Here is a 25,590-nt window from a genome sequence, read left to right as displayed (position 1 = left end):
CCGCCAGCGTCAGCGTCGCCGACAACCTGTACACCGATGCGGCCGGCAACCAGGGCACCGGCAGCAGCGACACCGTCCCGGTCGATCGCTCCAACCCGACCCTCGCAGTAGATATCGTCGATGCGGGACTCAACGATATCGATACCAGCTCGGCGGTGACCTTCACCTTCAGCGAAGCGCCGGTCGGATTCACCGCAACCGACATCGTTGCCGTCGGCGGCACCGTAACCGGCCTCACCGCCACGGCGAATCCGCTGGTTTACACCGCCACCTTCACTGCAGATGCAGGATTTACCGGCACCGCGAGCGTGAGCGTCGCCAACGACCTCTACACCGATACCGCGGGCAACCTCGGCAGCGGGGGCAGCGATACGGTACCGGTCACCCTCCCGCCGATCATCTACGACGGCTCCGACTGGCAGGTGCAGAACAACAACATCCAGCCGAAGGGCAACGGCAGCATCACCTTCACGGCCGGAGCCTCGATCCACTTCGACTTCCACGTCAGGGATGGCGATGCAGCACTCGCATTCGACGCCGCGAGCAAGTTCTATCTGAAGACCGGCATGACGGCAACGATCGACAAGATCTTCAACGACAGCAACGAAACGGTGTTCCGCGTCACGCTGACGAACACGACCGCCTCGCAGCTCTCGATCGGCAACAGCGAGCAACTGGGTCTGGTCTGGAGCAACGTCACCAATGTCGCCAACGATGTCTCGTTGATCAACTCCGACGAATACGTGCTGCTCAACAACGACGGCTCGTCGATCAAGGTGGCGACGACTTCGTTCCTTGACACTACCGCCGTCAGCGAAGGCCAGGACTATATCTGGCTGTCGAGCAGCAAGACCGGCCAGGAATTCGTCAAGACGCCGATCTCCACGGGCGAGTCCGGCCAGACGGTCGCGGCCAGTGGCGGTGACGACATCATCTATGGCAATCCCGGCACGAATACCGCCGGACCGACCAACGATACGCTCTCGGGCGGTGCCGGTAACGATCTGATCGATGGTCGTGCTGGCCACGACGTCATTGATGGCGGCGCGGGCGATGATGCGCTGATGGGCGGCTACGGCAACGACACGCTAACGGGTGGTGCGGGCAACGACAAGCTCTGGGGCGACGCAGGCAACGACACGCTTTCCGGTGGAGCCGGTAACGACACCCTGACGGGCGGCCTCGGCGCCGACACCTTCAAGTGGTCGCTCGCCGACGCCGGCACCTCCCCGGTGCCAACCGACACGATCAAGGACTTCAACACCGCGGCCTATGGCTCTGGTGGCGATCGCCTCGATCTGAAGGATCTGCTGGAGGGTCCGTCCGCCGCTACCGACCCGCTGGGGGATTATCTGCACTTCAGCTACAACGCCGGCACGAACTCGACGACGATCGAGGTGCATTCCGGCGGCACCAGTACGCCCGTCAATCAACTGATCGTTCTGGAGGGCGTCGATCTCACGAGCAACAACACACTGAGCGATCAGGCGATCATCACCGACCTCATGACCAAGGGCAAACTCATCACCGACTGACGCCCTGACGATTCGCCCGGTGGCCTCGCGGCCGCCGGGCTTTTTTTGTCCGTGCCCCGCTCACACCATCCCGCGCAGCTCCCTCAGCAGCACCGACAGCATCGGCATCTCGATCGCCTGCGCGATCTTCACGTCGGCGAGCAGGTGGCGGTAGCGGTCGATCTGCTGCGTACGGCGGGCTTCCCACGCGGCGATGAGGTCGTCGGGCTGGCCGAGGTCGGGCGAGGTCTTGAGGATGTCCGCCGCGAGACTGCGGGCGAGGTTCGACAGGTCGACGCGCAGCGCGCCGCGCGCGAGGTTCTGCCAGCGCGTGTCGGCCGGCAGGGCGGCGATCTGGGCGCCGAGCCAGTACAGGTCGAGGTGGCCGCCGAGGGTGAAGTACACCGCGGCCACCGTCCCCTCGGGGCGGCCGGTGTCGGCGACGATCTCGACGAGGTCGAGCGCTGAATACAGCTCGTCGAGCAAGGCGATGCGCAGCGCGAGCTCGCCGGGCACGCCGCGTTCGACGTAGCGCGCGGTCACGGCGTCGAGCTGCGCGCGGTAGTCGTCCGACACCAGGCGGTACAGGTGCTCGGTCAGGGCTTCGACGCCGGGACGGAACCGGGCGAGCGTGGCCTGCAGGTCGGCGAGCGATTCGCGGTGGCGCAGGAACCATGTCGTGCCGCGCTGCACGAGGCGGCCGCAGTCGATGATCATGGCGGTCTGGACGGCGTCGTCGACGCGGTTGTCGAGTTCCTCGATGGCGCGCCAGATCGGCACCAGACCGAAGATTTCGCGCGTGACGATGTAGGCGCGCACGATCTCCCCCGCCGTCGCCCCGAGTTCGCCCTGCAGCCGGCTGACGAAGGTGGGGCCGACGCGGTTGATCATGCTGTTGATGACGTGCGTCGAGATGATCTCGCGGCGCAGCGCATGCCTGGCGATGTGCGCGGCGAAGCGTTCGCGCAGCGGCGCGGGGAAGTAGCGCGACAGTGCGCTGCCGATATAGGGATCCTCCGGCACGTCGGACGCGAGCACCTCGTCGTAGAGTTCGATCTTGCTGTAGGCGAGCAGTACGGCGAGTTCGGGCGTGACGAGGCCGATGCGCGCGGCGGCGCGTTCGGCGATCTCGTCGTCGAGCGGCAGGAACTCGAGCTTGCGGTTCAGGCGTCCGGCGAAACTCAGGCGGCGGATGAACTCGGCCTGCTCGTCGAGCAGCGCCACGCCGCGCGCGCGCGTCACCGACAGCACCTGCGTCTGCGCGTAGTTGTCGCGCAGCACGAGCGCGGCGACCTCGTCGGTCATCTCGACGAGCAGGGCGTCGCGCTGCTTGCCGGTGAGCTCGCCTTCGGCGATCACGCTGTTGAGCAGGATCTTGATGTTGACCTCGTGGTCGGAGCAATCCACGCCGCCGGAGTTGTCGATCGCGTCGGTGTATAGCTTGCCGCCCTTCAGCGCGTATTCGATGCGCCCGAGCTGGGTCATGCCGAGGTTGCCGCCTTCGCCGATCACGCGGCAGCGCAGTTCGGCGCCGTTCACGCGCACCGCGTCGTTGGCGCGGTCGCCCACCGAGGCGTCGGTCTCGCTCATCGCCTTCACGTAGGTGCCGATGCCGCCGTTGTAGAGCAGGTCGACCGGCGCGCGCAGGATCGCGCGGATCAGTTCGGACGGCGTCAGCGCCTCGGCGTCGACGCCGAGCACGGCCTGCATCTGCGGCGTCAGCGCAATCGACTTGGCGCTGCGCGGCCACACCCCGCCGCCCGCGGATATCTTCGTGCGGTCGTAGTCGTGCCACGACGAGCGCGGCAGCGCGAACAGGCGTTCGCGCTCGACGAAGGACGATTCCGCATCGGGATCCGGATCGATGAAGACATGGCGATGGTCGAAAGCCGCAATGAGACGGGTCTTGCGCGAACGCAGCATGCCGTTGCCGAACACGTCGCCCGACATGTCGCCGATGCCGACGGCGGTGAAGGGCTGCTCCTGCGTGTCGATGCCGAGCTCGCGGAAGTGGCGCTTGACCGACTCCCACGCCCCGCGCGCGGTGATCGCCATCTTCTTGTGGTCGTAGCCGGCCGAGCCGCCGGAGGCGAAGGCGTCGCCGAGCCAGAAGCCGTACTCGGCCGCAACGGCATTAGCGTAGTCGGAGAAGCTCGCCGTGCCCTTGTCGGCGGCGACGACCAGATACGGGTCGTCGCCGTCGTGGCGCACCACGTCCGGCGGCGGCACGACGCGGCCCTGCACGAGGTTGTCGGTGAGATCGAGCAGGCCGTGCAGGTACAGGCGGTAGCACGCGATGCCCTCGGCGAGCACGGCTTCGCGGTCGGTCGGCGGCGGCGGGTTCTTGACGACGAAGCCGCCCTTGGAGCCGACCGGCACGATCACCGCGTTCTTGACGATCTGCGCCTTCACCAGGCCCAGCACCTCGGTGCGGTAGTCCTCCATGCGGTCCGACCAACGCAGCCCGCCGCGCGCGACCTTGCCGCCGCGCAGGTGCACGCCCTCGAAGCGCGGCGCATAGACGAAGATCTCGTACATCGGCATCGGCTGCGGCAGGTTCGGGATGCGTTTCGGGTCGAACTTGAAGGACAGGTAGGGCTTGATGCCGCCATGCGGCCCGCGCTGATAGTAGTTCGTGCGCAGCGTCGCCTTCACCATCGCGAGGAACTGGCGCAGGATGCGGTCCTCGTCGAGGTTCGCGACGCCGTTGAGCGCGTCGTCGATGCCCGCGAGCACCCTTGCCTCGTGGCGGGCGCGATCCTCGACGCGGGCGGGATCCATGCGCAGGGAGAACAGCTCGACGAGCTGGCGCGCGAGCCGCGGCCAGGCCGCGAGGGTCTGCTCCATGTAGGCCTGGCTGAACGTGAATGCCGCCTGCCGCATGTGCTTCGCGTAGGCGCGCAGCACCGTGATCTCGCGCCAGGTGAGGCCGGCCAGCAGGGTCAGGCGGTTGAAATCGTCGCTCTCGATCTCGCCGCGCCACGCGCGCAGGAAGGCGTCGTGAAAGAGCGGGCGCAGGGTATCGACGTCGAGCTCCTCCGCTCCCGCGTAGGCCAGCCCGAAGTCGTGGATCCACACGCATTCGCCGTCCTGACGCGCGATCTCGGACGGGCGCTCGTCGATGACCTTCACTCCCATGCGTTCGAGCATCGGCAGGCTCTGCGACAGCGGCACCGGCGCGCCGACGCGGTAGATCTTGAAGTTGAGCCGCCCGGCGGGCGCCTCGAGCGGGATGTAGAGGCTCATCGCGAGGCCGTCGCCGGCCACCGACTCCATCTGCTCGACGTCGAACACCGCCACGCGCGGCGAATACTCCTCGCGGTAGCCGGCCGGGAAGGCGCCGCCGTAGCGGCGCAGCAGGGCCATGCCGCGCTCCTCGCCGCAATGTTCGAGCAGCACGCGCTGTAGTTCGTCCTCCCAGCGCCGCGTCGCGCGCACGATGCGCTGTTCGAGCTCATGCACCTCGAAAGGCGGGATCTCCGAGCCGCGCGTACGCACGATGATCAACACGCGCGCGAGCGCCGACTCGAAGAACTGCACGTCGAAGTCCGAACTCGCGCCGTTGAAGGCTTCCATCAGCACGGCCTGCATGCGCAGGCGCTGGTCGGTGTTGTAGTGTTCGCGCGGCACGTAGATCAGGCAGGAGACGAAGCGGGCGAAGGGATCGCAGCGCACGAACAGGCGCGTGCGCTGCCGCTCCCCCAGGTGCAGGATGCCCATCGCCTGGTGGTAGAGCTCCTCGGTCTCGATCTGGAACAGTTCGTCGCGCGGATAGCGCTCGAGGATGGTCAGCAGCGCTTTCGCCGCATGGCTCTTGGGCATCAGGCCGGCGCGCGCGATCACCGCATCGACCTTGCGGCGCAGGAAGGGAATCAGTTTCGGACTCGCGCTGTAAGCGGTGGACGCCAGCAGGCCGATCACGCGATGCTCGCCGCATACATGGCCATCCGCGTCGAAGCGCTTGATGCTGAAGCGGTCGATGTAGCCGACGCGATGCACCGTCGAGCGCGTGTTCGACTTGGTGACGGTGAGCAGGATCGGCAGATTGGGCAGCGTCGATTTCAGCTCCGCCGGCAGGGCGCCGAACGAGCGCGACTGCCTGTCGCCCTCCTTTTCGCGCAGCAGCCCGAGCCCCGAGCCCGCGACGATGGACAATTCGGGCGTACCGCCGTCGGGCGCGGTCAGCGCATAGTCGCGGCAGCCGAGCAGGACGAGGTTGTCGTCCATCAGCCACTTCAGGAAGGCGACGCTCTCATCGATTTCCTCCGCGGGAACCGGCGGCGGCTTGTGCTCGATCTCGGCGATGACGTCCGCGACGCGCTGCTGCATCGCCGGCCAGTCGGCAACGGCGACGCGCACGTCGGCGAGCACACGCTCGAGGCCTGCGCGCAGCGCATCGAGATCCGCCGCGTCGGTACGCCGGTCCACTTCGACGTGGATGATGGATTCGTAGCGCCCCGCGTCCGCGTCGTCGGCGACGCCCTGGTAGATCCCTTCGGCATCGCGCAGCACGCGCATCACCGGGTGGATGATCAGGTGCAGCGTGAGCCCTTGGCGATTGACCTCCATCGCGATCGAGTCGACGAGGAAGGGCATGTCGTCATTGACGATCTCGATCACGGTGTGGGTCGATTCCCAGCCGTGCTCCTCGAGCTTGGGGTTATACACCCGCAGGCGTGTGCCGCCGCGGTGCTTGCGCGCGAAGTGCCAGTGGCTGAGCACCGCGCCGTACAGGTCGTCGACGGTGTAGTCGGCGATATCCTCGGGCGCGACCTGACCGAACCAGCGCCGGGCGAAGGCCCCGACGGACGCCGCCTGGTCGGCGGGCAGCTTGAGTTCGATCTGCTCCAGGATCGCTTCGAAACTTGCGGCACCGCTTTCTATGTGGCGTGTCTGCATCGCTGTCTCCCGCGTGACGGGGGCTGCGCCGCGACAGGCCGACCAGTCGGGCAACCGCCCACCTTATCCGGGCAACCATACCCGTATCGCGTGCCGCGGGGAAGGGCCCCTGCCGCGACGCTACAGCGGCAGCCCGCGCGGCTTGCGTCCGGCGCGGGCGAACAGGGCGTCGAACACGGGGTTCGGCAGGGCCCGCAGCACGCGCGCGACGACGCCCATCTGCCACGGCACGACGGCGTAGCCGCGGCCCGCATCGATGACTTTCGCCATGCGCCGCGCGGCCTCGTCGGCCTGCAGCATGAAGGGCATCGGATACCGGTTCACGGCCGTCATCGGCGTCGCGATGTAGCCCGGCGCGAGCGTCACGACGCGCACGCCGCTGCCACGCAGCTCGACGCGCAGGCTTTCGAGGTAGGCGATCGCCGCGGCCTTCGACGCGCTGTACGCGCCCGCCCCGGGCAGGCCGCGGATGCCGGCGACCGAGGCGATGCCGACGAGCCGCCCGGAGCCGCGCCGGCGCATCGCCTCGACGAAGGGCTGGAAGCTCGCGACCATGCCGTTCACATTGGTGCGCATGACGCGCTCGAAGGCCGGGAGGTCTTCGGGGCATTCGGTGAGCGTGCCGACCGACACGCCCGCATTCGCGATGACGATGTCGGGCACGCCGACCTGCGCGAGGTAGATTTCGGCCGCGCGCGTGAGGGCATCGCGGTCGCCGACATCGGCCGGCAGCGCGAGATGCGCGCCGGGCAGCTCGGCGGCCAGTTGCGCCAAGGCATCCGCGCGCCGCGCGACGAGGCCCAGCTGCGCCCCGCGCGCGGCGTAATGGCGCGCGAAGGCCTGGCCGAGGCCGCTGGAAGCGCCGGTCAGAAAAACGCGAAGTCCGGCCGGAGCCGGACTTGCGGAGGAAGCAGGACGGGAAACGTGCTTCACGAATATTGGCAGCGCGGGCGCGACAGCGTCCCGCTACGGGCCGGTCAGCCCTTGCCCTTCTCCGAGCGCGCGCGCGCGACCAGCTCGTTCACGGTCTTGAGCATGCCCTCGTGGCTGCCGGCGGTCGAGGCCGACACGATGAAGCGGCCATCGACGGCCATCATCGGCACTCCGCTGACGCGGTAGGCGGCGGCGATCTGGTTCGAGCGCTGCACGCGCGACTGCACGCCGAAGGACTTCCACGTGTCGCTGAAGCGCTTGGAGTCGGTGACGCTGCCAGCCCATTCGAGCAGCACGTCTTCCTTCTGCAGCTGGCGCTTCTGCTCGTGGATCGCGGCGAACACGGCCGGGCCCAGCTTCGCCGCCTCGCCCATCGCTTCGAGCGTGTAGTAGATGCGCGCGAGGTTGGTCCATTCGGGGCGGTTGAAGGTGATGGGCACCTTCACGAAGTTCACGTCGGCCGGCAGCGTCTTCGTCCAGTTGTTGAGCAGGGGCTCGAAGTCGTTGCAGTGCGGGCAACCGTAGGAGAAGAACTCGATCACCTCGATCTTGCCGGCGACCTCGGTCGGCACCTTGGTGGCCAGGGTCTGGAAGGGCTGGCCGGCCTTCTGGGCCCAGGCCGCGCCACCGAGGGCGGAGAGAGCGGTCAGGGCGGACAGCTGCTTGAGTGCGGCACGACGATTCATTCAGTACTCCCGAGTTGATGACAGGGCTTCAGACGGCAGACCCTGCGAGTTGTTCCCGAAATTCTATAAGCATATCCGCTGGCGGTGCGCCACGGGGCTCAGGGATTGCCCTTCACGACCGTGCCGGTGAAGCCGGCCTCGGACAGACGCGCGCGCACCGGATTCATGTCTTCCGGCTTCGCGAACGGGCCGATGCGCACGCGGTGCATGGTGCGGCCGTCCGGGAGCTGCGCGCGCTGCGCGCTCGCCTCGATGCCGCTCAGCGCGAGCTTGGCCTTCAGGTTGTCGGCCTCGGCCGGATTCTCGAATGCCCCGATCTGCAGGTAGAGCTTCTCGGGCGCGGCCGGTGCCGCGGCGGCGGGCGTTGCGGGCTTGCTCTCGGTCGGTGCGCCTTCGCCCTGCGGCAGGATCTTGTAGAACTCGAAGTCCGGCTTCACGACCGGGCGGTCGCCCGGCTTGCCCGGCAGCGACGCCGGCGGCTGATCGCCCGCGGGCGGACGTGCCGCGGCGGGCGCCGGCGCGGCGGGCGTCTGGAAAGGCGAATTGCGCGTGAAATACCAGGCGGCGCCGGCTGCGAACAATGCGCCGAGCACCAGCCCGATGAAGATGCCGACGATCACGCCGCCACGGCTCTTCGCCGGCCGACTCGATTTCCTGCTGGGCTTGCGGTCACGACTCACGGAGTTCTCCGGCGATTACATCGACTGCGGCGCCGACACGCCCAACAGCGCGAGGCCGTTGGCGAGCACCTGGCGCACGGCGGCGGCGAGCGCGAGGCGCGCGAGCTTCACGGCCTCGTCGTCGACCAGCATGCGCTCGGCGTTGTACCAGCTGTGGAACTCGCCGGCGAGATCCTTGAGGTAGAACGCGATCTGGTGCGGCGCGTAGTCGGCGGCGGCGCTCTGGATCAGCTCGGCGAAGGCGCCCAGGCGCGCGCACAGCGCCAGTTCGCGCTCGTTCTCGAGACGCGCGAGGTCTGCCGCGGCCAGCTCGCCGGCCTCGCCACCCCACTGCTGCAGCACCGAACAGACGCGGGCGTGCGCGTATTGCACGTAGAACACCGGGTTCTCGTTGCTCTGGCTCTTCGCGAGGTCGAGGTCGAAGTCGAGGTGCTGGTCGCTCTTCCTCAGCACGTAGAAGAAGCGGCAGGCGTCGTTGCCGACTTCGCGGCGCAGCTCGCGCAGCGTCACGAACTCGCCGGAGCGGGTCGACATCGCCGCCTTCTGGCCGTTGCGGTACAGCACCGCGAATTGCACCAGCGCCACTTCGAGCTTTTCCGACGGCAGACCCAGCGCGGCAATCGCGCCCTTCACGCGCGCGATGTAGCCGTGGTGGTCGGCGCCCCAGATGTCGATGATGCGGTCGAAACCGCGCTCGTACTTGTTGAGGTGGTAGGCGATGTCGGACGCGAAGTATGTATACAGGCCGTTGTCGCGCTGCACGACGCGGTCCTTCTCGTCGCCGAAGGCGGTCGAGCGGAACCACTTGGCGCCGTCCTGCACGTAGATGTGGCCGCGCTTCTCGAGCTCGGTCACCACGCGTTCGACGAGCCCGGTATCGAACAGGCTCTTCTCGGAGAACCACTTGTCGAAATGCACGCCGAACTCGTGCAGGTCGTCGCGGCCGTCGCCGAGCTGCTCGTTGAGCGCGAAGCCATGCACGAAGGGGTAGTCCTCGCCGAGCAGGCGCTTGGCGTTGGCGATCAGCACGTCGAGGTGTTCCTCGCGCTGCTGCTTGGCCTCGTCGTCCTTGCGCTCGGGCGCGGGCAGGCCCGGTGCGCCGTCGAGGATCTGCGCGACGGAGACCTTGGCGAAGCGGTCCTTGTGCCCTTCGCGCATCTCGCGCGCCATCTCGATGACGTAGTCGCCCTGGTAGGCATTGGGCGGAAAATCGATCTCGATGCCGTGGAAGGCGAGGTAGCGCAGCCAGGTCGACAGCGCGAGGATGTCCATCTGCCGGCCGGCATCGTTGATGTAGTACTCGCGCGTGACATCAAAACCGGCGAAGTCGAGCACCGCGGAGAGCGAGGCGCCGTAGGCCGCGCCGCGGCCGTGGCCGACGTGCAGCGGGCCGGTCGGGTTGGCCGAGACGAACTCGACCTGCACCTTGTTGCCGAGACGCGCGCCGCGGCCGAACTCGGCGCCGCGCGCGAGCACGTCGGCGACGACGGAAGTCTTCGCGCCGGAATTCAGCGTGAAGTTGATGAAGCCGGCGCCGGCCACCTCGGCCTTCGCGACCAGCGTCGATTCCGGCAGCTCGGCGAGCAGCATGTTCGCCAGATCGCGCGGGCTGCGGCGCAGCGGCTTGGCGAGCTGCAGCGCGAGGTTGGTGGCGAAGTCGCCGTGACCGGCCTGCTTGGGGCGCTCCAGCTGGATCGGCGTTTCGGTCAGATCGGGGGCGACGCTTTTCAGCGCGGCACGCAGCAGGTCGGCGAGCAGGACTTTGGGATCGGAGACTTTCGGATCGGCGCTCATGGCACTCGGAGAAGAAACTAAACGCGCGATTATAGCGGATCGCCCGACGACGCCCGACGCGCATGTAACCGGACCCGGATTCGCGCGGCACGCGGCCCGTAAACGCAACATAGTTGCAGGGACCGACGGCACCACCTAGAATCGCCGGCCCATGCCCCTCCACGCCGTACCGTCCGCCCCGACGGACAGGATGCCTGCCGGCCTCCTGCCGCGCCCGTGCGCCGCTCGCCGAACTCGCGCGCGCGCGCCGCTGGCGTTCGCGCTCCGGCTGTGCCTCGCGCTGGCGCTGGTGCTCGTGCAGGGCGCGGCCCTCACGCACGTCATCGGCCACACTGCGGAAGTCTCGGCGGCCCGCAGCGGGGAGCGCCCCCGCTTCGACACCGACGACGGCGTGCGCCATCTCGCCTACTGCGTCGACTGCCTGTCCTTCGGCGGCATCGACCTTCCCCTCGCCGACCGCGGCAAGCCACCCGTCGCGTCCGGCGCAGCCCTTGCCCCGGCCGCGTTCCGTTCGGCCGACACCCCCGCCTGCGCCGGCCTTGCGCCGCGCTGCCGCGCCCCGCCCGGCGCCACCCCCGGGGCCTGAGCCCCATCCCCTTTTCTTTTTTCGTAGCCCGGCAGCCGTGTTGCCGTTCGGGCCGAGCCTGTCCTGCGCGCAGCCGGAGGGCTCGGCACGAACGGACACGGCCTGCCGCCCGAACAGCAGTCACCGGCACGCGGCCGCCATGCGGCGCGTGTCGGCCGCGTTCGCCTGCGCCCGGCGAACGCCATTCCCAGGAAAGAACGATGAACACCAAGAATCCTGCATTCCCCCTGCCCCGCCCGGTCGCGCTGTCGCTGCTGCTCGCCTTCGGGGCGGCCCCGCACGTCGCGGCCGCGGCCGACACCACCGAACTGCCGACCGTGACGGTGTCCGCGAGTGCGCTTGCCGTCGGCAGCGATGCGATGAGCACGCCCGTCTCCGTGCTCGAAGGCAAGGAACTCGTCCTGCGGCGCGACGCCACCTTGGGCGAGACGCTCGCGCGCGAACCCGGCATCAATGCGAGCCCCTTCGGCGCCGGCGCGAGCCGGCCGGTGATCCGCGGCATGGACGCGGCGCGCGTGAAGGTGCTGTCCGACGGCGCCGAGATCATGGACGCCTCGACGGTGAGCCCCGACCACGCGATCGCGTCCGAGCCGATGCTCGCCGAGCAGATCGAGGTGCTGCGCGGCCCGTCGGCGCTCGCCTACGGCGGCGGCGCGATCGGCGGCGTCGTGAACGTGCTCGACCGCAAGATCCCGATGGCGATCCCCGCCCGCGGCGTCGAGGGCAGCGTGGAGCTGCGCGGCAACAGCGCGGCGCGGGAAGCCGCCGGCGCCTTCGAGCTGACCGCCGGCAGCGGCAGTTTCGCCGTCCATGCCGAAGGCCTGAAGCGCGACGCACGCGACTACCGCGTCGGCGATGGCTGGTCCGGCGGACGCCGCGTCGACGGCAGCTTCAACGAGACGGAAACCGGCAGCCTGGGCCTGTCGTGGGTCGGCGCGCGCGGTTATCTCGGACTCGCGTACACGCACCAGCGCAACGACTACGGCCTGCCCGGCCACGCGCACGGCATCGAGGAGTGCGCGGCCGCCGGCAATGCGCTCGCGTGCCCCGAACACGAGGAAGGCGAGGAGGCGCATGAGGAGGAAGGCGGCGTACCGGTCGTGAAGCTCGACAGCGAGCGCTGGGACCTGCGCGGCGAATACCTGGAGCCCTTCGCCGGCTTCACGCGCCTGCGCCTGCGTGCGAGCCACACCGACTACCGCCATCACGAAGTCGAGGACGGCACCATCGCGACGACCTTCCGCAACCGCGCCCACGACGGCCGCGTCGAGCTCGAGCACGCCCCGCTGGCCGGCTGGCGCGGCGTGCTCGGCCTGCAGACCTCGCGGCGCGACTTCCGCGCGCTGGGCGAAGAGGCCTACGTGCCGCCGACGCTCACGCGCAAGGACGGCGCCTTCCTGGTCGAGGAATACACCCGCGGCGACTGGCGCTTCGAGGCCGGGCTGCGGCGCGAATGGCAGGATATCGACGTCGATGCCGCCGCGCGCGACCGCAGCCATGACGGCAGCTCGCTCTCGCTCGGCACGGTGTGGAACTTCGTGCCGGGCTACGCGCTGGGCCTGTCGCTGTCGCGCGCGCAGCGCCTGCCGACCGCCGAGGAGCTCTACGCCGACGGCCTGCACCTGGCCACTGCGACCTTCGAGCGCGGCAACCCGGAGCTGAAGGCCGAGACCTCGCACAACATCGACCTCAGCCTGCGCAAGACGGCCGGCGACACGACCTTCGGCGTCGGCATCTACCGCAACCGCGTCTCCGACTTCATCTTCGCGCGCACGCTGGATGCGCTCGAAGGCCTGCAGCTGGTCGAGTACGCGCAGCGCGATGCGGTGTTCACCGGCGTCGAAGGGCAGATCCGCCAGCGCCTCGATGCGATCTTCGGCGTGACGCTGTTCGGCGACTACGTGCGCGCGCGCTTCGATGGCGGCGCCGGCGACCGCGATCTGCCGCGCATCCCCGCGCATCGCGTCGGCGTGCGCCTCGACGCCCGCTGGCAGGGCTGGGACGGCGAGCTGGAGTGGTACCGCGTCGGCCGCCAGGACCAGGTCGCCGCGTTCGAAAGCAGCACCCCCGGCTACACCATGGTGAACCTCGCCGCGAGCTATAGCGGCCGCTTCGGCGCACAGCCGTGGCAGGTGTACGTGAAGGCGGGCAACCTCGGCGACGAACTCGCATTCAGCCATACGTCCTTCATCAAGAACGCCGCGCCGCTGATGGGACGCAACCTGACGCTGGGCGTGCGCGTGCCGTTCTGAGCGCAGGCGCGCGCGCGGAAAGCGCCCTGCCGCACTTTCCTCGCGCGCGCCTTCCGGCTAAAGTCCGGCCTTTCCCCCGCCCGGCAATCCAAAGTGCGTCTCTTCCGTCTTGCCAAGATCATCACCGTCGGCCTGCGCTTCGGCCTCGACCAGATGGTGCTCGAAGCCGACTCGAGCGGACGCCTGACGAAGCTGTGGCACGTGGTGTTCTTCTGGCGCCACCCCAAGGCGCCGCGCGGCGAACGCCTGCGCCGGGCGCTGGAATCGCTGGGCCCGATCTTCGTCAAGTTCGGCCAGATGCTGTCGACGCGCCGCGACCTGCTGCCGCCCGACCTCGCCGACGAGCTCGCGCTGCTGCAGGACCGCGTCCCGCCCTTCCCGAGCGAGCAGGCGCTGCAGGTGCTGCAGGACTTCTACGGCAAGCCGGTCGACGAGGTCTTCGTCGACTTCGAGCGCACGCCGGTCGCCTCCGCGTCGGTCGCGCAGGTGCATTTCGCGCGCCTGCCCGACGGCACCGACGTCGCGGTGAAGATCCTGCGGCCGGGCATCGAGCCGGTGATCGCGCACGATCTCGCGCTGCTCGACACCGCGGCGACCCTGCTGGAGAAGCTGTGGCCCGAGGCGCGGCGCCTCAAGCCGCGCGAAGTCGTCGCCGAGTTCAGCAAGTACCTGCACGACGAGCTCGACCTGATGCGCGAGGCGTCGAACTGCTCGCAGCTGCGGCGCAACTTCACGAACTCCAGGCTGCTGCAGGTCCCCGAGGTGTACTGGGACTGGTGCGGCAAGTCGGTGATGGTGATGGAGCGCATGCGCGGCGTGCCGATCTCGCAGCTCGACGCGCTGCGCGCGCAGGGCACGGACCTCAAGGCGCTGTCGCGCGCGGGCGTCGAGATCTTCTTCACGCAGGTGTTCCGCGACGGCTTCTTCCACGCCGACATGCACCCCGGCAATATCTTCGTGCACGCCGACGGACGCTACATCGCGCTCGACTTCGGCATCGTCGGCACGCTCACCGAGGTGGACAAGAGCTACCTCGCGCAGAACTTCCTCGGCTTCTTCAAGCGCGACTACAACCGCGTCGCGCGCGCCCACATCGAGGCCGGCTGGGTGCCGGCGCACACCCGCGTGGACGAGTTCGAAAGCGCGATCCGCGCGGTGTGCGAGCCGATCTTCGACCGCCCGCTGAAGGACATCTCCTTCGGCAAGACGCTGCTGCGTCTCTTCCAGACCGCGCGCCGCTTCGAGATGGAAGTGCAGCCGCAGCTCGTGCTGCTGCAGAAGACGCTGCTCAACATCGAGGGGCTCGGCCGCCAGCTCGACCCCGATCTCGACCTGTGGAAGACCGCCAAGCCTTTCCTGGAACGGTGGATGGACGAGCAGATGGGCTGGCGCGGCCTGCTGCGCAACCTCAAGGACGAGGCGCCGTCCTGGGCCGGCACGCTGCCGCAGATCCCCCGCCTCGTGCACCGCGTGCTCGACTCGACCGCGCACCGCCACGAGGTGCAGAGCGGCGAGCTGGAACGTCTCGCCAGTGCGCAGCGGACCCAGGCGCGCGCGCTGTGGGTCGTCGGCCTGCTGCTCGCGGCGCTCGTCGGGCTGGAGCTGTACCGCTTCCTCGGCTGAACCCTGCCACCAACCCATTCATTTGGAACCGGCAGGCGATTACGCGGTGCGAGGTTGAGTGCTGCACGGTCGCCCCTCCCCTTCAAGGGGAGGAACACGGTTCCCGCGCTGCCGACGCGAAATCCGTCACGCGTCCGAACACACGCACCGCAAGCGCCCGAACGAATCCCTGCCGCCTGCGTCGAACGCATAAGCGCATCGACTATTCGTCCGCACCCGCTGCGGGCAGGGAGGATGGCCATGACTCACTCCGCGCCGCTTCACGTCCCGCCGCATGCCGACATGCGCGCCGTCGTGCAGGTCATCGGCGTCGCGTCCGCACTGGGCGCCCCCGGCGACGGTCCGGCCGCCGGCCCCGCTGCGCTCGAACGCCATGGCCTGCTGCAGCGGCTCAAGGGAACCGGCATCGGCGCGAGCTGGCAGGAAACGCTCGAGCCGGTCACGACGCCTCCGGCCGGGGCGCTGATGCGCGAACGCCTGGACGCGGTCGGCGCACTCGCGCAGCGCGTCGCGGACCACCTCACCGCCCTCGCGCCCGAGGTGTTCCCGCTCGTGATCGGCGGCGACCACGCCGTGGGCATCGGCACCTGGCGCGGCGTCGCCAGCCGCATCGCGCCGCGCGGCGCGCTGGGCCTGATCTGGATCGACGCCCACCTCGACAGCCACACCGAGCGCAGCACGCATTCGGGCAACATCCACGGCATGCCGCTCGCGGCCCTGCTGGGCGAAGGCGACGCGGCGCTGTCGGGCGTCGCCGGACCCAGGCTCGACCCGGCGAACGTCGTCATCATCGGCGCGCGCGCGTGGGAGCACGAGGAACACGAACGCCTGACGCGCCTCGGCGTGCAGGTCTTCGACATGGCGGAAGTGCGCGAACGCGGCATGGGCGCCGTGTTCTGCGACGCGCTCAGCGTCGTGCGCGAGCGCACCGCGGGCTTCGGCGTCAGCATCGACCTCGACGCGCTCGACGCCGCCGCCTTCCCCGCCGTGACCTGCCCGGAAACCGAGGGCATCGCGCCCGACGAGCTGTGCGCGGCGCTGCTCGCACTGCGCGGCTGCGGCGATTTCGTCGCGATGGAGATCGTCGAGTACCTGCCCGATCGCGACCCCGGCGGGATGTGCGCGGACTGGGTCGCGAACATCGCCTGCGCGGCGTTGGGCCCCTCGACCTATCTGCTGCGTGCGAAGGAGCGCGAGTTCGGCGCGCACAACTATGCGCCGCTGCCTGTCGTGTTCCACCACGGCAAGGGCATCTGGCTGTGGGACGTCGAGGGGCGGCGCTACCTCGACATGATGAGCGCCTACTCGGCGGTGAGCTTCGGCCACGCCAATCCGCGCCTGCTGCACGCGCTCAACGACCAGGCGCAGCGCCTCGCGTTGACCTCGCGCGCGTATTCCAACGACCGCCTGCCGCTGCTGATGGAGCGCCTGTGCGGCCTGCTCGGCTACGACCGCATGCTGCCGGTGAACACCGGCCTCGAGGCGGTCGAGACCGCGCTCAAGACGGCGCGCAAGTGGGGCTACAAGGTCAAGGGCATCCCCACCGACAAGGCGGAGATCATCGCCTGCGAAGGCAACTTCCACGGCCGCTCGATCACCATCGTCGGCATGTCGTCGGAAGAGCAGTACCGCGACGGCTTCGGCCCCTTCCCCGCCGGATTCAGACGCATTCGCTACGGCGACGCGGATGCGCTCGAAGCGGCGATCACGCCGGACACCGCGGCCTTCCTCGTCGAACCGGTGCAGGGCGAAGGCGGCATCCTCGTGCCGCAGGCAGGCTACCTCGCACGCTGCGCCGAGATCTGCCGGCGCCACAACGTGCTGCTGATCGCCGACGAAGTGCAGACGGGACTGGGGCGCACCGGGCGCCTGCTCGGCTGCGACCACGAGGGCGTGCATCCGGACGGGCTGATCCTCGGCAAGGCGCTGGGCGGCGGCCTGCTGCCGGTGTCGGCCTTCCTCGCCGACGCCGCGGTGATGGACGTGTTGCGGCCGGGCGACCACGGCTCGACCTTCGGCGGCAATCCGCTGGGCGCGGCCGTCGCGCTGGAAGTGCTCGCCATCCTCGAAGAGACGCGCCCCTGGGAACATGCCGCACGCCTGGGCGAACGCCTCATGGCGCGCTTCCGCGACGCGCACCTGCCCTGCGTGCGCGAGGTGCGCGGGCGCGGCCTGCTGGTGGGCATCGAGCTCGACCCGGCCCAGCTGCGCGCGACAACTGCGGCCGAACTGCTGCTCGCACGGGGCATCGCGACCAAGGACACGCACAACACGGTGCTGCGCTTCGCGCCGCCGCTGGTGATCACCGAGGCCGAGCTCGACGCGGCCGCCGACGTCGTGATCGACACGCTCGCCGCCGCCTGCGCGCATCGCGGGCAGGCACCGCTGCAGCCCTGAAGCGGGCGTCGTCCGCTGCACCAGAAAGGTGCGTCAATGCCAAGCCGCGCAAGGGATTCGGGTCCCCGCGCGGCCGCATTCGTTGCTAAACTTTGCGCCCGCCGTTTTTGTTCAACCTCCATCCTTTATCGCGCAAAGGTCCACGCATGCTGGTCGGCTTCGTCATCGCTTATCTCCTGCTCTCGATCGGCGTCGGCCTGTACGCCGCCACGCACGTCAAGAACACCTCGGACTACGTCGCCGCCGGCCGCCACCTGCCGCTGTACATCGTCACCGCGACGGTGTTCGCAACCTGGTTCGGCGCCGAGACCGTGCTCGGCATCTCGGCCACCTTCCTCGATGAAGGACTCCGCGGCCTGTGGTCCGACCCCTTCGGCGCCTCGCTGTGCCTGATCCTCGTCGGCCTGTTCTTCGCCCGGCCGCTGTACCGCCTGAACCTGCTGACGCTCGGCGACTACTACCGCATGCGCTACGGCCGCACCGTCGAGGTGCTGTGCTCGAGCGCGATCGTGATCTCCTACCTCGGCTGGGTCGCCGCGCAGATCACCGCGCTGGGCCTGGTGTTCAACATCCTCTCCGACGGCTCGATCTCGAACGAGACGGGGATGCTGATCGGCGCCGGCATCGTGCTCGTGTATACGCTCTTCGGCGGCATGTGGTCGGTCGCGCTGACCGACTTCATGCAGATGACCATCATCATCATCGGCCTGTTCTACATCGCGTGGCTGATCGGCGACATGGCGGGCGGCGTCGGCACCGTCATCTCCCACGCCAACGCGGCCGGCAAGCTCAACTTCCTGCCGGCCTTCGACGCCAAGGACATGATCGCCTTCCTCGCCGGCATCCTGACCATGGGTTTCGGCTCGATCCCGCAGCAGGACGTGTTCCAGCGCCTGAACTCGGCGCGCGACGAGAAGACCGCCGTGCGCGGCACGTTGCTGGGCGGTTCGGGCTACTTCGTGTTCGCCTTCGTGCCGCTGTTCATCGCCTACTCGGCGACGCTGATCGACCCGGCGCTGGTCGCGCAGTATCAGGAAAGCGACAGCCAGCAGATCCTGCCGCAACTGATCCTGCAGCACACGCCGATCTTCGCGCAGGTGATGTTCTTCGGCGCGCTGCTGTCCGCGATCATGAGTACCGCCTCGGGCACGCTGCTCGCCCCGTCGGTGACCTTCTCCGAAAACATCCTGCGCGGCACCTTCCCGCGGATGAGCGACCACAAGTTCCTGTGGCTCACGCGCGGCGTCGTCGTGGTGTTCGCGCTGCTGATCACGTGGTACGCCACGCACACCGACGAGAGCATCCACGGCATGGTCGAGAACGCCTACAAGGTCACGCTGGCGACGGCCTTCGTGCCGCTCGCCTTCGGCCTGTACTGGAAACGCGCGACCACGCAGGGCGCGCTGGCGTCGATCTTCATCGGCCTCGTCACCTGGGTGCTGCTCGAGATCGTGGCGGCGGAAGCCGACGTGCCGCCGCACTTCGCCGGCATGCTGGCCGGCATCGCCGCGATGCTCGCCGGCTCGCTGCTGCCGCAGACGCTGGTGAAGCCGACCCACGGCCACGTCGCCGAACACCTGCACACCACGCATTCGACAACCCACGCCGGACGCTGAAGCGCTTCGGCGCGCAAAAACGGTTCGCACCTCGCGCCGCCAATGCCTATGCTACCTGCAGGGGCATTGGCGGCGCGGCGACATCGCGGCAACGCCGCCGGCGCAGATACCGGCGTGAGTCCCGCACGCCGGAACGCGATGGAAGACTGCTCCGCACTCAGGGCACCCAGACCCCGATGCAACGAGGAGACGAACCATGCAAGCAATCCGGATCGCCGCGGCGAGCCGCGGTGCAGCGTCGACCGCGACTGCGGGGCACCAACTGCCGCTGACGCGGCGCGAGTTCCTTAGAGGCACGGGCCTCCTGCTCGGCACCCTGGCGATCGGCACCCCGATCGCCGCGCTCGCGCCCTCCCGGGCCTGGGCGCTCGAGCTCAAGGCGCTCGACACGGCCACCGGCGACACCCTGCTCAAGTTCGGCCGCGTGCTGTATCCGCACCCGATACTGCCCGACGCCGTCTACGCCCTGCTGGTCAAGGACCTCGACGCCATGGCCGCGGCCGACCCGAAGATGGCCGCGCAACTGCGCGACGGCGTCGCGGGCCTCGACCGGGCGACCGGCGGCGCGTTCGCCAAGGCCAAGCCCGCGGCGCAACTCGCCGCCGTGAAGGCGATCGAGGGCAAGCCCTTCTTCGCGACGGTGCGCGGCAAGTGCGTGACCGCGCTGTACGACAACGAGATGACGTGGACGGCCTTCGGCTACCCCGGCGAGTCCTTCAGCAAGGGCGGCTACATCCGGCGCGGCTTCCAGGACCTGAAGTGGCTGCCCGACCCGCCCGCGGACGCGAGCCCGCCGCCCCATCTGGGCTGATCGCACCCCCGCAAACCACGGCATCCGGAGGCAGGACATGGCGAAGATCGCATTCGACGACGACTCCGCGGTCGTCATCATCGGTTCAGGCGCGGGCGGCGGCACGCTCGCCAACGAGTTGTGCCAGAAAGGCATCAAGGTGGTCGTGCTCGAGGCGGGCGCGACGCAGTCGGTCGCGAATTTCATCAACGACGAGTGGAAGTCCTTCTCGCAGCTGGCGTGGCTCGACGCGCGCACGACCTCGGGCAGCTGGCGCATCGCGAAGGATTTTCCGGGGCTGCCGGCATGGATCTGCAAGACCGTCGGCGGCACGACGACGCACTGGGCGGGCGCATCGCTGCGCCTCCAGGAGCACGAGTTCAAGGTCCGCACGCATTACGGCGCGATCAAGGGCGCCAACCTGATGGACTGGCCGCTGACGCTGCAGGACCTGGAGCCCTGGTACGACAAGGCCGAGGACAAGATGGGCGTGACGCGCACCCACGGCATTCCGGGCCTGCCGGGCAACAACAACTTCAAGGTGATGCACGCCGGGGCGACGAAACTCGGCTACAAGGAGGTGCACACCGGACGGATGGCGATCAACAGCCGGCCGCGCGACGGCCGCGGCAGCTGCCAGCAGATCGGCTTCTGCTTCCAGGGCTGCAAGAGCGGCGCGAAGTGGTCCGTGCTCTATGCCGAACTGCCCAAGGCCGAGGCGACCGGCAACCTCGACCTGCGCCCCGAGTCCCACGTCACCCGCATCGAGCACAACGCGGCCGGCAAGGTGACCGGCGTCATGTATGTCGACAAGGCCGGGCAGGAGCAGCGGCAGAAGGCGCGCGTCGTGTGCGTCGCCGGCAACGCGATCGAGACGCCGCGCCTGCTGCTGCTGTCGGCGAGCGACAAGTTCCGCGACGGCCTCGCGAACTCCTCGGGCCAGGTGGGGCGCAACTACATGCGCCACATGACCGGTTCGGTGTACGCAGCCTTCAAGGAGCCGGTGCATATGTATCGCGGCACGACGATGGCCGGCATCGTCAGCGACGAGGCGGGCAACAAGCCGAAGCGCGGCTTCGTCGGCGGCTACGAGATGGAGACGCTGTCGCTGGGCGTGCCCTTCATGGCGGCCTTCCTCAATCCCGGCGGCTGGGGCGCGGAATTCGCGTGGTGGATGGAGCACTACAGCCAGCTCGCCGGCATGTGGCTGGTCGGCGAGGACATGCCGCGCGAGACCAACCGCGTCACGCTCAATGCGAACGTCAAGGACAAGTACGGCAATCCGGTGCCCAACGTGCACTTCGACGATCACGCGAACGACATCGCGATGCGCAACCACGCCTACACGCAGGGCGAGCGCATCTACAAAGCCGCCGGCGCGATCCGCACCTTCCGCACGCCGCCCTACCCCTCGACGCACAACCTCGGCACCTGCCGCATGGGGGCCTCGCCCGCCGACAGCGTGTGCAATGCGTACGGGCAGACGCACGACATCCCCAACCTGTTCATCTCGGACGGCAGCCAGTTCACCACCGGCGGCGCGGAGAACCCGACGCTGACGATCGTCGCCCTCGCCATCCGGCAGGCCGATCACATCGCCACCCGGATGAGCCAGCGGACGCTGTGAGCCTGGTCCGCCCCCGTCTTACCCCAGCACACCGGAGTCTCCATGGCCAAAATCATCCACAGCATGATCCGCGTGCTCGATCTCGACAAGGCGATGCGCTTCTACGCCGACGTCCTCGACCTGCGCGAAGCGCACCGCCTCGACTTTCCCGACTTCACGCTGGTCTATCTGCGCAACCCCGAGAACGATTTCGAGCTCGAGCTGACGCTCAACAAGGGGCGCGAGGAGCCCTACACCCACGGCACCGGTTACGGCCACATCGCGGCGGTCGTGCCGGACGTGACCACCCGCCACGCCGAGCTGCTCGCCAAGGGCTACGAACCGGCGCAGGTCAAGGAATTCAAGCGCGGCGACGAACTGCTCGCGCGTTTCTTCTTCATCCAGGATCCGGACGGCTACAAGATCGAGGTGCTCGAGCGCCACGGCCACTACCGCTAGGGACGTGCCGCCTGCCCCTCCCTGGCCTGACCGGAACGCCCCGAACTCCCGCCGCCCGGCGGAAGTCGGGATGAGGACTTCCTTAACAGCGCACTGCGCGATTGTTGCCAGTCGCGACCCGAAGCCTCTATGCTGCAGAGCAGCACAAGCCGAACGCGCCGCGCACCGGTCATCCGGACCGTCCCCGTGCCGCGCCGCGTGCTTGCCTCCAGCGCAGTCGTCGAGATGAGGCCCGAACATGGTCGCCGTGCGATGTCGAACCCGCGGTCGCGCACTTCTGGATCCGGCATGCCTGGCGCTCCTGTATTTCGCCGGCGCACAGGTCGGGCTGGTCTATGCGGTGATCGGCGGCGCGATATCGCTGGTATGGCCGCCCAGCGGAATCGCGCTGGTGGCCATGCTCGCGCTCGGCACGCGCGTCGCCCCCGGCATCGCCGCCGGCTCGTTTCTGGCCAACGTGTCGGTGGATGTACCCATCCCCGCCGCGGCCGGCATCGCCATCGGAGCCACCCTGGCGACCCTGGCCGCCACGCACCTGCTGAAGGAGCGCGCCCGCTTCCAGATCGCCCTGACTCGCACGCGCGACGTCCTCGCCCTGATCCTCCTCGCCGCGATGCTCGGCACGACCATCAGCGCCTTCGTCGGCGTAAGCGCCCTCTTGGCGGGCGGCGTCGTTCCGCCCGCCGACTTCGCCTCGGCATGGCTGAAATGGTGGCTCGGCGACATGATCGGCGTGCTCGTCGTGGCCCCGCCGCTGCTGGTGTGGCTCAGTCACGCGCAGCCGATCACCTCTGCACGCAGGGCCATCGAGGCGGCGGCCCTGACCGTGGCCCTCGGCACCGTCAGCTATCTGATCTTCGGCGCTCCCGAACTTGCCGGCCACGGCTACTATCCGGCCGCGCTCGCGATCGTGCCCTTCGTGATCTGGGCGGCGCTGCGCTTCGATCACTGGGGCGCCAGCCTGGCCATCCTCGCGATTTCCATCGCGGCCATCTGGGGCACCACCGCCGGAACCGGCCCGCTCGCCGCGGACTCGCCCGTGGACAGCCTCGTGCGCTGGAGCACCTTCGTCAATCTGCTGGCCGTGACCGGCTTGCTCCTCGTTGCCTCGCATGCCGAAACCCAGCGCGCACAGGCCGAACTCAGGGCCTCGCTTGCGGAGCTCGAGCAGCGCGTGCGCGAGCGCACCGCCAGCCTGGCGCGGACCAATGCCGAGCTGATCGAGGAAATGAGCGGCCGCAGGCGCCTCGAACGCAGGCTGGTGCGGGTCAGCGACGAGCAGCTGAAAGCCACCGGGCGCGAACTGCACGACGGACTCGGTCAGCACCTGACCACGATCGGCCTGTACGGTGCAGCCCTGGCGCACAAGCTCGGCGCCCGGCGGCACCCGGAAGCGGGCGACGCGCAACGGCTCGTGACCCTCGTCGAACAGGCCGCCGACATGATCCGGGCCATCGCGAAGGGGCTCTATCCCGCCTCGCTGGAGTCCGCGGGCCTCGTGGCCGCGCTCAGGAACCTCGCCGACAGCACGCATTCGCTCAAGCAGGTCGACTGCATCCTGCATGCCGCACCGGACGTGAAGGTCCGAGACTCGCTGGTCGCGATCAACCTCTACCGCGTGGCCCAGGAGGCGATCAACAACGCACTCAAGTACAGCGGAGCGCGCCACATCTGGATCGAACTGCAATGCCACGACGGCATGCAGATGCTGTCGGTCAGTGACGACGGCATCGGTATCGATCCGCAAGCGGTCGATCGCAGCGAGGGCCTCGGCCTGCACAACCTGCGCCACCGCGCGACCCTGCTAGGAGGGACGTGCGCGATCTACCGCAATGCGCAGGGCGGCACGACGGTCGCGATTACCTACCCGGAGGAGGCCCAGAGCAATGAGTGACGCGACCCAGCCGGTCATGCGGCGCCGCATCCTGATGGTGGACGACCACCCGATCGTGCGCGAGGGCATGGCGAAGTTCCTCAACCTGCAGGACGACCTGCATCTGTGCTGCGAAGCCGGCAGCGCCCAGGAAGCGCTCGCAATGCTGCAGGAGTGCAATCCGGACCTCGCGATCGTCGACATGACGCTGCGTGGCGACTCGGGACTGGAACTCGTCAAGGCCTTCCGCCACCGCCATCCGCAACTGGCCATCCTGGTCATGAGCATGCACGACGAAGGTCTGTTCGCCGAGCGCGCGCTGCGGGCGGGCGCCAACGGCTACCTGATGAAGCTCGAGGCCACCGCGCATATCCTCGCGGCCATCCGCCAGGTGCTCGCCGGCAACATTTATCTCAGCGAAACGATGCACAACCGCATCGCGCAGCGCCTGCTCGCGCCGGGCAAAACCGCGAACGGCCCGATCGCGAGCCTGACCGAGCGCGAGTTCGAAGTCCTGCACCTGATCGGACTCGGCTTCGGCACCCGCCAGATCGCCGAGAAGCTCAGCCGCAGCATCAAGACCATCGAGGCCCATCGCGCCAATCTCAAGGAAAAGCTGAATCTCCCGCACGGCCCCGACCTGGTGCGCTTCGCGGTGCAGTGGCTCGACCGCGATTGAGCGGGCGCATGTCTTTCGAATAGGGGATTCCACTAGACGGAATCGGGGACCACCCCTGATATGCACATGTGCTGGCAACACGTACATTGGCATCGAGCCTGCACCGAAACCCAAGCGGTGCTTGCCCGAATTCACCGATGTAACCGGGTCACGCACACGGCAAGGAGATCCCCATGAAACTCGAAACGACGCTGCTGGCCATTGCGGCCGCGACCTTCGCGACGCTGGCCGGATCGGCGCTTGCCGGCCCCGACAGCGCGCGGGGAGCCGGACGGGCGCGCGCACCGATGGCCACGCCGGCCCTGGCAACAAAAGGCGCCTGCGTCGCGAGCCCTGCGCTTGCAGTCACTGCGCTGCCCGCCGCCGATGGCGCCGCGACAGTCGCCACCAAGCGCGCGAAGAGCGCACACGGCGCGGGGCGCGCCCGCGCATCCGCCGGTACCCGGGCCCTCGTCGCGGCCGGCACCTGCGAGCGGATCGCCGGTGCCGTGCTTGCCGACAAGCCCGACACCGTCCCGACGGGGCTGCCGGCAAGCAAGGGCGCGAAAGGCGCAGGCCGCGCCCGGGCACCCAGCACGACGAAACCCCTGACCGCATGGTGGGGATGAGCGAGCCCGCACAGGGGCGCAACGGGACGCCCCTCGCCCGCGCCCCGTCTCGGCGCCAAAGGCTTTTCTTCACCGGCCGCGCCCGGTCATCCGCCTCCCCACTCCTTGAGTCGCTGCCGAAACAATCGATTTCAGGTTTCCCCCGGTGACGTTTTTGCCGGATGAGATCAAAGTATCGGTTCGCCGTCGATGCGCGGCGAATGCGATCCGGCGGCAACGCGACCGAGGGGGGTGGAAATGGACACGGGGATCAACGGGCGCGGCGCGGCGCCATCCTTCGGATATCTGCTCTATCGCTACATCTGGCCCTTCCAGTACTTCCGCGACGTCACATGCGGCGGCCGCATGGAGCGCCAGCAGAACTACCGCCACAACCGCGCGATGCGCCGCTACCTCCCCGGCTTCATCGCGAAATGGAGTTTTCTGACGGTGCTCGCGATGTCGGTCGGCAGCGCACTCGAGCAGTTCGGCCTGGCCATCCCCGCTGCCGGCTGTTTCATCTTCGCGACCTGGACGCTCCTCGTCGCACTCCTGCTCGCCGTCGACTGGCTATGGCTGGAACGCTTCCCCGAGCTGTACTAATGTTTCGCAGCCG

Annotated in this window: 18 protein-coding genes; 13 read left to right on the top strand and 5 right to left on the bottom strand. The window is 68.7% G+C overall.

Translation table 11 applies throughout. The annotated features are described in order from the left end of the window. A partial coding sequence (locus BW991_RS24395; RefSeq protein WP_139335969.1) for an Ig-like domain-containing protein occupies window positions 1–1,535 on the top strand: 1,535 nt, incomplete at its 5' end. 60 nt (window positions 1,536–1,595) lie between these two features. Here the strand turns inward: BW991_RS24395 and BW991_RS20475 are convergent. From BW991_RS20475 to argS, 5 genes are all read right to left on the bottom strand, one after another. Further along, window positions 1,596–6,413 carry an NAD-glutamate dehydrogenase gene (locus BW991_RS20475; RefSeq protein ID WP_076603970.1) on the bottom strand — a complete coding sequence of 1,606 codons (4,818 nt, stop codon included), beginning with the start codon at window positions 6,411–6,413 and terminating at the stop codon, window positions 1,596–1,598. 120 nt (window positions 6,414–6,533) lie between these two features. Next, window positions 6,534–7,346: an SDR family oxidoreductase gene (locus tag BW991_RS20470; protein ID WP_212566929.1), complete on the bottom strand. Its 813-nt coding sequence runs from the start codon at window positions 7,344–7,346 to the stop codon at window positions 6,534–6,536. Between the two features lie 44 nt (window positions 7,347–7,390). Next, a complete protein-coding gene (locus BW991_RS20465) occupies window positions 7,391–8,032 on the bottom strand; it encodes a thiol:disulfide interchange protein DsbA/DsbL (RefSeq protein ID WP_076603969.1) in 642 nt (213 codons plus the stop codon). Between the two features lie 98 nt (window positions 8,033–8,130). Then, the gene (locus BW991_RS20460; protein ID WP_076603968.1) at window positions 8,131–8,712 is read right to left on the bottom strand and encodes an SPOR domain-containing protein; all 582 of its coding nucleotides are present in this window, start codon (window positions 8,710–8,712) and stop codon (window positions 8,131–8,133) included. Window positions 8,713–8,727: 15 nt separating this feature from the next. Further along, entirely contained in the window at window positions 8,728–10,506 is a 1,779-nt protein-coding gene (gene argS, locus BW991_RS20455; protein ID WP_076603967.1) for an arginine--tRNA ligase, read from the bottom strand. 190 nt (window positions 10,507–10,696) lie between these two features. On the opposite strand from argS, the gene BW991_RS20450 reads away from it, so the two are divergent. The 12 genes from BW991_RS20450 to BW991_RS20395 all read left to right on the top strand — a co-directional run bounded on the left by BW991_RS20450 (window position 10,697) and on the right by BW991_RS20395 (window position 25,577). Beyond that, entirely contained in the window at window positions 10,697–11,092 is a 396-nt protein-coding gene (locus BW991_RS20450) for a hypothetical protein (protein ID WP_076603966.1), read from the top strand. Window positions 11,093–11,292: 200 nt separating this feature from the next. After that, window positions 11,293–13,344, top strand: a complete 2,052-nt coding sequence (locus BW991_RS20445; protein WP_076603965.1) for a TonB-dependent receptor — start codon at window positions 11,293–11,295, stop codon at window positions 13,342–13,344. A 93-nt stretch (window positions 13,345–13,437) separates the two neighbouring features. Continuing rightward, window positions 13,438–14,967: a ubiquinone biosynthesis regulatory protein kinase UbiB gene (gene ubiB, locus BW991_RS20440; RefSeq protein ID WP_076603964.1), complete on the top strand. Its 1,530-nt coding sequence runs from the start codon at window positions 13,438–13,440 to the stop codon at window positions 14,965–14,967. A gap of 240 nt (window positions 14,968–15,207) precedes the next feature. Next, complete coding sequence (rocD, locus tag BW991_RS24390; protein WP_076603963.1) at window positions 15,208–17,364, top strand: ornithine--oxo-acid transaminase; 2,157 nt, start codon at window positions 15,208–15,210, stop codon at window positions 17,362–17,364. Window positions 17,365–17,510: 146 nt separating this feature from the next. Continuing rightward, entirely contained in the window at window positions 17,511–18,980 is a 1,470-nt protein-coding gene (locus tag BW991_RS20430) for a high affinity choline transporter 1 (RefSeq protein ID WP_076603962.1), read from the top strand. A 196-nt stretch (window positions 18,981–19,176) separates the two neighbouring features. Then, complete coding sequence (locus BW991_RS20425) at window positions 19,177–19,791, top strand: twin-arginine translocation signal domain-containing protein (RefSeq protein WP_076603961.1); 615 nt, start codon at window positions 19,177–19,179, stop codon at window positions 19,789–19,791. Window positions 19,792–19,828: 37 nt separating this feature from the next. Then, window positions 19,829–21,397: a GMC family oxidoreductase gene (locus BW991_RS20420; RefSeq protein ID WP_076603960.1), complete on the top strand. Its 1,569-nt coding sequence runs from the start codon at window positions 19,829–19,831 to the stop codon at window positions 21,395–21,397. 42 nt (window positions 21,398–21,439) lie between these two features. Continuing rightward, window positions 21,440–21,835 (top strand): VOC family protein, encoded by a 396-nt coding sequence (locus BW991_RS20415; RefSeq protein ID WP_076603959.1) that lies wholly within the window; start codon window positions 21,440–21,442, stop codon window positions 21,833–21,835. 238 nt (window positions 21,836–22,073) lie between these two features. Then, window positions 22,074–23,729, top strand: a complete 1,656-nt coding sequence (locus BW991_RS20410; protein WP_076603958.1) for a sensor histidine kinase — start codon at window positions 22,074–22,076, stop codon at window positions 23,727–23,729. Then, on the top strand, window positions 23,722–24,387 hold the full coding sequence (locus BW991_RS20405) for a response regulator (protein WP_084205172.1): 666 nt from the start codon (window positions 23,722–23,724) through the stop codon (window positions 24,385–24,387). The genes BW991_RS20410 and BW991_RS20405 overlap by 8 nt, the downstream gene beginning before the upstream one ends. Window positions 24,388–24,560: 173 nt before the next feature. Further along, window positions 24,561–24,995: a hypothetical protein gene (locus BW991_RS20400; RefSeq protein ID WP_076603957.1), complete on the top strand. Its 435-nt coding sequence runs from the start codon at window positions 24,561–24,563 to the stop codon at window positions 24,993–24,995. 237 nt (window positions 24,996–25,232) lie between these two features. Further along, on the top strand, window positions 25,233–25,577 hold the full coding sequence (locus tag BW991_RS20395) for a hypothetical protein (RefSeq protein WP_076603956.1): 345 nt from the start codon (window positions 25,233–25,235) through the stop codon (window positions 25,575–25,577). The last annotated feature ends 13 nt before the right edge of the window (window positions 25,578–25,590 follow it).

Source organism: Aromatoleum tolulyticum (assembly GCF_900156155.1).
GTDB lineage: Bacteria > Pseudomonadota > Gammaproteobacteria > Burkholderiales > Rhodocyclaceae > Aromatoleum > Aromatoleum tolulyticum.
The sequence above is the reverse complement of the archived record's forward strand: the minus strand, read 5'-3'. Positions and strand labels throughout refer to the sequence as shown.

Excerpts from the sequence above, each read along its gene's own strand:
- BW991_RS20475 (WP_076603970.1), bottom strand. The coding sequence starts at position 6,413 with ATGCAGACACGCCACATAGAAAGCGGTGCCGCAAGTTTCGAAGCGATC.
- BW991_RS20465 (WP_076603969.1), bottom strand. The coding sequence starts at position 8,032 with ATGAATCGTCGTGCCGCACTCAAGCAGCTGTCCGCCCTGACCGCTCTC.
- argS (WP_076603967.1), bottom strand. The coding sequence starts at position 10,506 with ATGAGCGCCGATCCGAAAGTCTCCGATCCCAAAGTCCTGCTCGCCGAC.
- BW991_RS20450 (WP_076603966.1), top strand. The coding sequence starts at position 10,697 with ATGCCTGCCGGCCTCCTGCCGCGCCCGTGCGCCGCTCGCCGAACTCGC.
- BW991_RS20445 (WP_076603965.1), top strand. The coding sequence starts at position 11,293 with ATGAACACCAAGAATCCTGCATTCCCCCTGCCCCGCCCGGTCGCGCTG.
- rocD (WP_076603963.1), top strand. The coding sequence starts at position 15,208 with ATGACTCACTCCGCGCCGCTTCACGTCCCGCCGCATGCCGACATGCGC.
- BW991_RS20430 (WP_076603962.1), top strand. The coding sequence starts at position 17,511 with ATGCTGGTCGGCTTCGTCATCGCTTATCTCCTGCTCTCGATCGGCGTC.
- BW991_RS20425 (WP_076603961.1), top strand. The coding sequence starts at position 19,177 with ATGCAAGCAATCCGGATCGCCGCGGCGAGCCGCGGTGCAGCGTCGACC.
- BW991_RS20420 (WP_076603960.1), top strand. The coding sequence starts at position 19,829 with ATGGCGAAGATCGCATTCGACGACGACTCCGCGGTCGTCATCATCGGT.
- BW991_RS20415 (WP_076603959.1), top strand. The coding sequence starts at position 21,440 with ATGGCCAAAATCATCCACAGCATGATCCGCGTGCTCGATCTCGACAAG.
- BW991_RS20410 (WP_076603958.1), top strand. The coding sequence starts at position 22,074 with ATGGTCGCCGTGCGATGTCGAACCCGCGGTCGCGCACTTCTGGATCCG.
- BW991_RS20405 (WP_084205172.1), top strand. The coding sequence starts at position 23,722 with ATGAGTGACGCGACCCAGCCGGTCATGCGGCGCCGCATCCTGATGGTG.
- BW991_RS20400 (WP_076603957.1), top strand. The coding sequence starts at position 24,561 with ATGAAACTCGAAACGACGCTGCTGGCCATTGCGGCCGCGACCTTCGCG.
- BW991_RS20395 (WP_076603956.1), top strand. The coding sequence starts at position 25,233 with ATGGACACGGGGATCAACGGGCGCGGCGCGGCGCCATCCTTCGGATAT.